The organism is Novosphingobium album (ex Hu et al. 2023) (assembly GCF_022832385.1).
GTDB lineage: Bacteria > Pseudomonadota > Alphaproteobacteria > Sphingomonadales > Sphingomonadaceae > Novosphingobium > Novosphingobium album.
This window is the reverse complement of record NZ_JALHLE010000006.1, coordinates 1-9,227: the sequence shown is the minus strand read 5'-3', so window position 1 is coordinate 9,227 and position 9,227 is coordinate 1. Positions and strand designations below refer to the sequence as shown.

8 protein-coding genes are annotated in these 9,227 nt (G+C 62.8%); 7 read left to right on the top strand and 1 reads right to left on the bottom strand.

Annotated features, from left to right (window positions below):
* Positions 1-1,671, top strand: a 1,671-nt coding sequence (locus tag MTR64_RS05825; protein ID WP_268740762.1) for a DNA polymerase III subunit gamma/tau, incomplete at its 5' end; no start/stop codon positions are given.
* Between the two features lies 1 nt (position 1,672).
* Positions 1,673-2,008, top strand: a complete 336-nt coding sequence (locus tag MTR64_RS05820) for a YbaB/EbfC family nucleoid-associated protein (protein ID WP_243991755.1) — start codon at positions 1,673-1,675, stop codon at positions 2,006-2,008.
* A gap of 2 nt (positions 2,009-2,010) precedes the next feature.
* Here MTR64_RS05820 and MTR64_RS05815 read toward each other — a convergent pair whose 3' ends face one another.
* Positions 2,011-4,104: a putative bifunctional diguanylate cyclase/phosphodiesterase gene (locus MTR64_RS05815; protein ID WP_243991747.1), complete on the bottom strand. Its 2,094-nt coding sequence runs from the start codon at positions 4,102-4,104 to the stop codon at positions 2,011-2,013.
* A 266-nt stretch (positions 4,105-4,370) separates the two neighbouring features.
* Here MTR64_RS05815 and lon point away from each other — a divergent pair, with 266 nt between their 5' ends.
* From lon to MTR64_RS05790, 5 genes are all read left to right on the top strand, one after another.
* Positions 4,371-6,776, top strand: a complete 2,406-nt coding sequence (lon, locus tag MTR64_RS05810) for an endopeptidase La (protein ID WP_243991778.1) — start codon at positions 4,371-4,373, stop codon at positions 6,774-6,776.
* Positions 6,777-6,958: 182 nt separating this feature from the next.
* Positions 6,959-7,984 (top strand): aspartate-semialdehyde dehydrogenase, encoded by a 1,026-nt coding sequence (locus tag MTR64_RS05805; protein WP_243991776.1) that lies wholly within the window; start codon positions 6,959-6,961, stop codon positions 7,982-7,984.
* A 148-nt stretch (positions 7,985-8,132) separates the two neighbouring features.
* Positions 8,133-8,498 (top strand): carboxymuconolactone decarboxylase family protein, encoded by a 366-nt coding sequence (locus tag MTR64_RS05800; RefSeq protein WP_243991745.1) that lies wholly within the window; start codon positions 8,133-8,135, stop codon positions 8,496-8,498.
* A 39-nt stretch (positions 8,499-8,537) separates the two neighbouring features.
* Complete coding sequence (locus MTR64_RS05795) at positions 8,538-8,984, top strand: GFA family protein (RefSeq protein WP_243991743.1); 447 nt, start codon at positions 8,538-8,540, stop codon at positions 8,982-8,984.
* Positions 8,981-9,227: alpha/beta fold hydrolase (locus MTR64_RS05790; protein ID WP_243991741.1), on the top strand; the 247-nt coding region annotated here is incomplete at its 3' end. The genes MTR64_RS05795 and MTR64_RS05790, both read left to right, overlap by 4 nt.

Below are 9,227 nucleotides of genomic sequence, written 5' to 3'. Positions count from 1 at the left end.
GCGCCACCGCCTGCCGTGGCTTCCGCGCCGCGGCCCGCCAGCGCGCCGGCGCAACCTTATCGCGTGCTGGCCCGGAAGTACCGGCCGCAAACCTTTGGCGAGTTGATCGGGCAGGAAGCCATGGTCCAGACGCTGGCCAATGCGATCAAGCGCGACCGGCTGGCCCATGCCTTCCTGATGACCGGCGTGCGCGGTGTCGGCAAGACCTCGACCGCGCGCTTGATTGCCAAGGCGCTAAACTGCATCGGCCCGGACGGGCAGGGCGGTCCGACGATCGACCCCTGCGGAAAGTGCGAGCCCTGCGTCGCCATTGCCGAAGGTCGCCATATTGACGTGATCGAGATGGACGCCGCCAGTCACACCGGCGTCGACGACGTCCGCGAGATTATCGAGGCGGTGCGCTATGCGGCCGTGTCGGCGCGCTACAAGATCTACATCATCGACGAAGTCCACATGCTGTCGCGCAATGCTTTCAACGCCTTGCTGAAGACACTTGAGGAACCGCCCGCGCACGTGAAGTTCCTCTTCGCGACGACCGAAGTCGACAAGCTGCCGGTGACTGTGCTCTCGCGCTGCCAGCGCTTCGACTTGCGCCGGATCCCGACGCCGATGCTTGCGGAACACTTTGCGATGGTCTGCGGCAAGGAAGGGGTCGAGGCCGAGGAAGAGGCGCTCTCGATGGTCGCTGCCGCTGCCGAAGGATCGGTGCGCGATGGCCTTTCGATCCTCGATCAGGCGATCGCCCATGCCGATCTCGATGGAGAGGGCAAGGTTAGCGCGGACAAGGTGCGCGACATGCTCGGCCTGTCCGACAAGTCGGTGCAGCGCAAGCTGCTCACAGCGATTCTCGGTGGCAAGGGGGCGGACCTGCTTGAGCTGGTGGCACACCAGTTTGCGCTGGGTGTCGAGCCGATCGCGATGATGCGCGGGCTGATGGAACTCGCTCACCGTATTGCCGTGGCGCAAGTCAGCGGCGCGGCAGACGCGCCCTCGGCTGAGGAGCGCGAAGCGATCGAGGCCTGGGCCAAGGGCTTGCGGGCTGGGCAGCTTCACCGTCTGTGGCAATTGCTGCTGAAGGGGCACGACGAGGTCCGCTCCGCGCCGGATCCGCTGGTGGCTGCGCAGATGGCGCTGCTGCGGATCATGCACGCGTCCGACATGCCCGATCCCGGATCGCTGGTGAAAAAGCTGGAAGAGCTGGCTGCGCGGGCTCCTGCTGCCGCACCTGCGGCGGAAGGCGGCGTTCCTGCCTCGGGCGGGCCTGCCGCCACAGCTGCCGTCGCACCGCGCTGGGAGGCGCTGGTCGATGACGTGGAGCACTATGGCCAGCCGGTCGCAGCGAATGTGATGCGCATGCAGGTGCGCGTCGTGGAGCTTGCGCCGGGCCAGCTGCGCTATACGCAGCCGCCGGGTTTCCGGGAGGATATTTCGGGACAGCTCAGGAATGCCCTGCAGGATGCCACGGGCGAGCGCTGGCAGGTCGAGCGTGTGAACGCGGAGGGCGCTCCGACGCTGGTCGAGCAGGCCGAAGCCATGAAGAATGCCGACACGCAGGCGGTGCGAAGCTCGCCGCTGGTGGAAGCCACCCTGGCTGCATTCCCCGGCGCGGAACTGATCGAAGATGACCGCCCGACCGCTGTCGGCGGCGGGTCACGCAATTGGAGACGTTGAAATGAAGTCGATGGAAGAGATGATCCAGGCAGCCCAGCAGGCTGCCGAGACCATCCAGAAGCAGATGACCGAAACTCAGGCCAAGCTCGACCAGCTTGAGGTCGAGGGGCTTTCGGGCGGCGGTCTCGTCAAGATCCGCTGCTCGGCCAAGGGGCGCGTGATCGGCGTCGCCATCGACGACAGCCTGATGCAGCCGTCGGAAAAGGCGATCCTCGAGGATCTCGTGGCTGCCGCCTACAACGATGCGCGCGTCAAGGCGGACTCCGTCGCCAACGAGGAAATGGCCAAGGCCCAGCAGGGCATGGGACTGCCGCCGGGTTTCAAGATGCCGTTCTGAGCTTACGCAGCGACCGTTTCCATCCCGTCGTCCGCGACGGGAGGAGCGCTCGCGTGATGCGCGTAAAGAGCCTCGATCGCCTCGGCTTCCACCGGCATGCTGAGGTGGAAGCCCTGCAGGTGCGTGCATCCTGCTTCGCTTGCCGATTTGACGAGCAGCCCTTCCGAGACTCCCTCGGCGACCACTTCCGCGCCGATTTGCCGCGCCATCTGAACGGCGGCATCGAACACGGCGCGTGAGGTCGCGTCGGCTTCGATGTCCTTGACCAGCGAGCGGTCGAGCTTGAGGCGATCGAAGCGGAAGGTCTTCATCATGCACAGCGACGAATAGCCCGTTCCGAAATCGTCCAGCGCGATGCGGAAACCAGCGTTGCGCAGCAGTTCCAGCGTGAGCAGCGCACGCGTGTTGCGTTCGATCGAGACTGTTTCGGTCACTTCCAGAATGATGCGGTGCGGCATGATCTCGTGCATCCGGCACCGTTCGAGCAGGAAGGCAACGAAACCATCCTGCTGCAGCTGGAGTGGCGAAAGGTTGAGGCTCATCGCCAGTTCCGGCCACTGTGTGAGGTCGGACAGCGCCCGCTCGATGATCCATGCCCCCAACTGTGGCATCCGTCCGGACCGTTCGGCGGCGGGGATGAATTTCGCGGGTGAGACCTCGCCAAGCTCCGGATGCCGCCAACGGACAAGGGCCTCTACTTCGTCTGCGTGATCACCTACAGCGTAGATTGGCTGATAGACCATGCGCAATTCGCCGCTGGAGAGCGCGCGGACAAGATCGCGTTCCAGCATCCTGTCCAGATTGCGCGCCTCCTCCAGATCATTGGTGAAGCCTGTTGCCCGGTTTCGCCCCCCTCGTTTGGAGGCATAGAGGGCAAGGTCCGCCTGGGAAATCAGTGTCGTGATGTCTTCGTGATGCGTTTCGCGGCGCTGGACGTAGCCAAGCGAAATGGTGACCGCGATCGAAAAACCATCGAAATCGAAGGGCTTCCGGACTTCTGCGCCCAGCCTGCTGCACAATACCGCCGGGGTTTCGCCATCCGCGCAACGCACATAGATGGCAAATTCGTCGCCGCCGATGCGGGCCACGAGAGCGTCGGGTCCCAGCAGGGCGCGTGCGCGCTGGCCCACGAGTTGGACAAGCGTGTCGCCCACGGCATGGCCATAGTCGTCGTTTACGTACTTGAACCGGTCGATGTCGAAGACGGCCACGAATTCGCCGGCCGGTGCGGGTGTGTCGCGCATTCGGCGGGTGGCGGCATCGACGAACGCGCGGCGGTTGGGCAGGCCGGTGGCCGGATCGGTGAATGCCAGATCACGAACGGCCAGGGCGTTGCGGCGGAATGTGTCCAAGGCATCCGCAAGCGGGCGCAGTTCGTGCAGAGTAAAGCGCTCGACGGCAAGATCGAGATCGCCGCCCGCCAGGCGGCGCAGCGCGCCATGCATCCGGCGCAAGGCCGGCAGAATGTTGCTGCACAGGTCCCACAGGATGATGGCCGCAAGCACCAGTGTGGCGATGCCTATCGTCGTTACGCGGCCGAACCATTGCCGGGTCGATTGTTCCAGGCTGGCATAGGCCTTGTCGCGGCGATGCTCTGCCTGTTCCTGCAGATGAGCAGCCGATGCGAGCATGCGGTCAACTTCATCAAGTGCTTCGCGTTTGGCCTCACCGCCTGCGATCACGGCCGAGACGACCTGATCGAGATTGCCGAATGTATTGCGCCGCGCGGTCCAATCGAAGGTTCCGGGTGCGTCCATGCGCATGGCATTGACTGTTTCGCCAATGCTCATGGCAGCATCCGTCAGGCCATCGACCTGCTGCGCCGGGATATCTAAAGCAGTGTCATCCAGGTCGTTGGCCTCAAGGCGGAAACGTATGACTTGCTTCATCAGTTGGGCACTGTGCTCGGCCAAGCTGATCGTCGCCTGCAATTCGCCGCTTTCGCGGCGCAGCGCGAGAGCGCGGTTCTGCGAGACCGCCTGCAGGCCGAAAGTGCAGGCGATGATCAGCGAGATCGCCAGAATCAGGCGCCGCTCCAACGACCCGAAAACCAAACCGGAAAGCCGGCTGGCGCCATGACCTAAGGTACCGAACATAAACCAGTGCTCCCCGTGCCTGCGCTCGTGTGCTGGCATGAGGACGCCATAGGCCGTAAAACGTTGATAATATGTGATCGTAACGTACTGAAAATCAATATTAATGTTCACAAAAGTGTCATATTTCCAGGATGTGACAATGCCTGCGGGGAAAGGCATCCACAATTGGTCCGGGTTGCACCATTGCGTTGGGCTGGCGGTGTCACCATATTTCGAACAATCCGCGATCCGTCTCGACGAGTTCGGGCGCGCCTTTGAATATGGAAATGCCTGTGAACCTGTTACCGCTTCTCCCGCTTCGCGACATCGTCGTTTTCCCCGGCATGGTCGTGCCCCTGTTCGTCGGCCGCGAAAAGTCGGTGGCCGCGCTTGAGGCGGCCATGGCGGGCGACAAGGACATTTTCCTGCTCGCCCAGCTCGATCCCGGCTGTGACGATCCGGATCGCGACGACCTCTATGATACGGGCGTGATCGCCAGCGTGTTGCAACTGCTCAAACTACCGGACGGCACGGTGCGCGTGCTCGTCGAAGGGCAGGACCGCGCCCGCCTTGAATCACTGCGGGCCGAGCAGACCGATGATGGCGAGATGCTGGTGGCCGAAGTCGAGGCGCTCGAACCGGTCGAGGCGGAAGGCACCGAAGTTTCGGCCATGATGCGCTCGGTGGTCGAACAGTTCAACGAATACGCCAAGCTCAACAAGAAGCTGAGCCAGGACGCTGGCGATCAGCTGGGTGACATCGAGGATGCGGCCAAGCTGGCCGATACGGTCGCCGCGCAGCTTTCGGCCAAGGTGTCCGACAAGCAGGCGGTACTGTCCGAAGCCGATCCGCTCAAACGGCTGGAAATGGTCTATTCCTTCATGGAAGGCGAACTCGGCGTCCTGCAGGTCGAGCGCAAGATCCGTGGCCGCGTGAAGCGGCAGATGGAGAAGACCCAGCGCGAGTACTACCTCAACGAACAGCTCAAGGCGATCCAGTCCGAGCTCGGCGGCGGCGATGGCGAGGAAGCCAACGAGATCCAGGAGCTGCAGGACAAGATCGAGAAGACCAAGCTCTCGAAGGAAGCGCGCGAGAAGGCGACGGCTGAGCTGAAGAAGCTCAAGTCGATGCAGCCGATGAGCGCCGAGGCTACGGTCATCCGCAATTACCTCGACGTACTGCTCGGCCTGCCCTGGGGCAAGAAGAGCAAGCTCAAGCGCGACATTTCGGCGGCGCAGGACATTCTCGATGCCGATCACTACGCGCTCGACAAGGTCAAGGACCGTATCATCGAGTATCTGGCCGTGCAGGCACGCACCAACAAGCTGAAAGGGCCGATCCTGTGCCTCGTCGGTCCGCCGGGCGTGGGCAAGACCTCGCTGGGCAAGTCAATCGCCAAGGCGACCGGGCGCGAGTTCATCCGCCAGTCGCTGGGCGGCGTGCGCGACGAGGCCGAGATCCGCGGTCACCGACGCACCTATATCGGCTCGCTGCCGGGCAAGATCGTCACCAACCTCAAGAAGGCTGGCAAGTCGAACCCGCTGTTCCTGCTCGACGAGATCGACAAGCTCGGTCAGGATTTCCGCGGCGATCCGGCATCGGCACTGCTCGAAGTGCTCGATCCGGAACAGAATGCCAAGTTCCAGGACCACTATCTGGAACTCGATATCGACCTGTCGGACGTGATGTTCGTGTGCACCGCGAACAGCCTCAACCTGCCGCAGCCGCTGCTTGATCGCATGGAGATCATCCGGCTCGAAGGCTATACCGAGGACGAGAAGGTCGAGATTGCGCAGCGTCACCTGATCGCCAAGCAGATCGATGCGCACGGCCTCAAGAAGGGTGAGTTCACCCTCACGGAAGAGGGGCTGCGCGACCTGATCCGCTACTACACCCGCGAGGCGGGCGTGCGTACGCTGGAGCGCGAGATCGCACGGCTGGCACGTAAGTCGCTGCGCCAGATCCTCGAGGGCAAGGCGACCGAAGTCGTCATCACGCCGGAGAACCTCGCGGATTTCGCCGGTGTGCGGAAGTTCCGTCACGGTGTGGGCGAGGAAGAGCATCAGGTGGGGGCCGTCACTGGTCTCGCCTGGACCGAAGTGGGCGGCGAATTGCTGACGATCGAGAGTGTCACTGTCCCCGGCAAGGGCGCGATCAAGGCAACCGGCAAGCTGGGCGACGTGATGAACGAATCGATCCAGACCGCCTGGAGTTTCGTGCGGGCCCGCTCGCCCGCCTATGGCATCAAGCCGAGCGTGTTCAACAAGAAGGACATCCACATCCACCTGCCCGAAGGCGCGGTGCCCAAGGATGGTCCTTCGGCCGGCATCGGCATGGTCACCTCGATCGTCTCGACGCTGACCGGTGTGCCTGTGCGCAAGGATGTCGCCATGACGGGCGAGGTTACGCTGCGAGGCCGGGTGCTGCCGATTGGCGGACTGAAGGAAAAGCTATTGGCGGCCCTGCGCGGCGGGATCACCACGGTTCTCATTCCGGAGGAAAACCGCAAGGACCTCGCTGAAATTCCCGATAACGTGAAGCAGGGGCTCGAGATTATTCCTGTCAGCCACGTCGATGAGGTGCTGGCAAAGGCTTTGACGGAAACGTTGACAGCCATCGAATGGACCGAGGCGGACGAACTGGCTGCGGCACCGCCGCAGCACGCACCGGCGAGCGGCGCGACCGCACATTGACCTGATCCTGAGCTGGACGCGTTTCGTGTCGCGAGACGCGTCCAGCGGGACATTTTGCTGCCGACTTTAGTGCCTGAAAGAAAGTGCAGGCGCTTGCCTGCTTGTCAGGCGGCGCTTGGCCCTGTAACGGGCCGCGTTCGCGCGCGTGTCGTGCGCGGCACTTTTGCATGAAGGATCTTGAAATGGGTTACCGGGTTGCCGTCGTCGGCGCGACCGGAAATGTCGGCCGCGAAATGCTCAACATCCTCGCCGAGCGCGAATTCCCCTGCGACGAAATCGCAGCGGTGGCTTCGCCGCGCTCGACGGGCATTGAAATTGAGTACGGCGAAAGCGGCAAAATGCTCAAGGTCAAGAACATCGAGCACTTCGATTTCACCGGCTGGGACATTGCCCTGTTCGCCGCCGGATCGGGTCCGACGGCGATCTATGCGCCCAAGGCCGCCTCGCAGGGTTGCGTGGTGATCGACAACTCGTCGCTCTACCGCATGGACCCGGACATTCCGCTGATCGTGCCGGAAGTGAACCCCGATGCGATCGACGGTTACAAGGTGCGCAACATCATCGCCAACCCCAACTGCTCGACCGCGCAGATGGTCGTGGCGCTGAAGCCGCTGCACGATGCCTACGGAATCAAGCGCGTCGTCGTATCGACCTACCAGTCGGTTTCTGGCGCGGGCAAGGCGGGCATGGACGAACTGTTCGAGCAGAGCCGCGCGATCTTCGTCGGCGATCCGGTCGAGCCGAAGAAGTTCACCAAGCAGATCGCCTTCAACGTGATCCCGCACATCGACGTCTTCCTGGATGATGGTTCCACCAAGGAAGAGTGGAAGATGGTGGTCGAGACCAAGAAGATCCTCGATCCCAAGATCAAGCTGCAGGCTACGTGCGTGCGCGTGCCGGTCTTCGTCGGCCACTCCGAAGCGCTCAACATCGAGTTCGAGAAGGAAGTCTCGGCCGAGGAAGCGCAGAACATCCTGCGCGAGGCGCCGGGCGTCATGCTCGTCGACAAGCGCGAGGACGGTGGCTACGTGACCCCGATCGAATGCGTGGGCGACGGCGCGACCTATGTCAGCCGCGTTCGCGAGGATCCGACGGTCGAGAACGGTCTGGCGCTGTGGTGCGTTTCAGACAACCTGCGCAAGGGCGCGGCGCTCAATGCCGTGCAGATCGCAGAGCTGCTGGGCCGCCGCCACCTCAAGAAGGGCTGACGCAGTCTCTGCATCGCCGCAGAATTCAAAAAAGGCTTCCGAGGCAGTGGCTTCGGAAGCCTTTTTGTTTTGCTTGAAGGGATTTGACCTGCAGCAAGGCGGCGAGGCATCATTTGCAGGAAGCCGGAATTTGAAAGGAAGTGAACTGATGTCCAAGAGCAATTTCAAGGACTGGCCTGAGATGGCCAAGACGCTCAACCCGGCCGTTGGCGAATTGAAGCGCAGTGCGCCGGGGCCGATGCAGGCGTTCTCGGAGATGGGCAAGGCAGCGCTGGAACCCGGTGCGCTCGACACCAAGACCAAGGAACTGATCGCGCTGGCCATATCGGTCGCAGTGCGCTGCGATCCTTGCGTGACTTACCATGCCTCAGCGGCGCAACGTCAGGGCGCGACGCGCGATGAAGTGGCGGAAGCGATGGGGATCGCGGTCTACATGGGTGCGGGCCCTTCGGCGATGTATGCGGCGCAGGCGCTTGAGGCCTTCGACCAGTGGGATGACAAGGCCAACGGCTGAGCCTTTCGCGATCCCGGTCCATGGTCTAGCCTGCCGGGCATGAGCAGAACCATGACTGGCGGCTGTCAGTGCGGCCGCATTCGGTACACCGCGCAGGTTGAGAACGACGAGGCCTATTTGTGCCATTGCCGGATGTGCCAGAAGGCCACTGGCGGTTTTGCTGCGGCCTTCGTGCAACTGCCGTCGGATTCGGTGACATGGGAGCGTGAGCCGGACTGGTATGCAAGTTCCCCGATTGCCCGGCGTCCGTTCTGTTCGCAATGCGGATCACCGCTGGGTTTCGATTTCATCGAGAGCTCCGGGCAGATGGATCTGACGCTGGGCAGCTTCGACGAGCCCGGTTTTTTCCGTCCCGTGGCCCATGCAGGCTGTGAAAGCTTGCATGAAAGCTGGCTGGATACCAAGGACCTCCCACGCCATTACAGCGCGACGACCGACAGTGTCGCCTCGCGTTGGAAAGCGGCAGGTCTGGAGGTTCCCGAGTGAACGAAGTGCGCAAGGACTACATCGAAGGTTTCGGCGGATCGCGGCTGGCCGTGCATACCTTGGGCGCAGGGCGTCCGCTGCTTTTGCTGCACGGCCTGTTTTCCAGCGCGCAGGTCAACTGGATCAAGTATGGCAATGCGCAGATCCTCGCCGATGCCGGTTTCGAAGTGATCATGCCGGACCTTCGCGCGCATGGTGAAAGCGAGGCGCCGCATGATCCGGATCTCTACCCGGAAGATGTGC

Bases quoted from the DNA above. Each gene is read 5' to 3' on its own strand.
- MTR64_RS05820 (WP_243991755.1), top strand. From the start codon at position 1,673: ATGAAGTCGATGGAAGAGATGATCCAGGCAGCCCAGCAGGCTGCCGAG.
- MTR64_RS05815 (WP_243991747.1), bottom strand. From the start codon at position 4,104: ATGTTCGGTACCTTAGGTCATGGCGCCAGCCGGCTTTCCGGTTTGGTT.
- lon (WP_243991778.1), top strand. From the start codon at position 4,371: ATGCCTGTGAACCTGTTACCGCTTCTCCCGCTTCGCGACATCGTCGTT.
- MTR64_RS05805 (WP_243991776.1), top strand. From the start codon at position 6,959: ATGGGTTACCGGGTTGCCGTCGTCGGCGCGACCGGAAATGTCGGCCGC.
- MTR64_RS05800 (WP_243991745.1), top strand. From the start codon at position 8,133: ATGTCCAAGAGCAATTTCAAGGACTGGCCTGAGATGGCCAAGACGCTC.
- MTR64_RS05795 (WP_243991743.1), top strand. From the start codon at position 8,538: ATGAGCAGAACCATGACTGGCGGCTGTCAGTGCGGCCGCATTCGGTAC.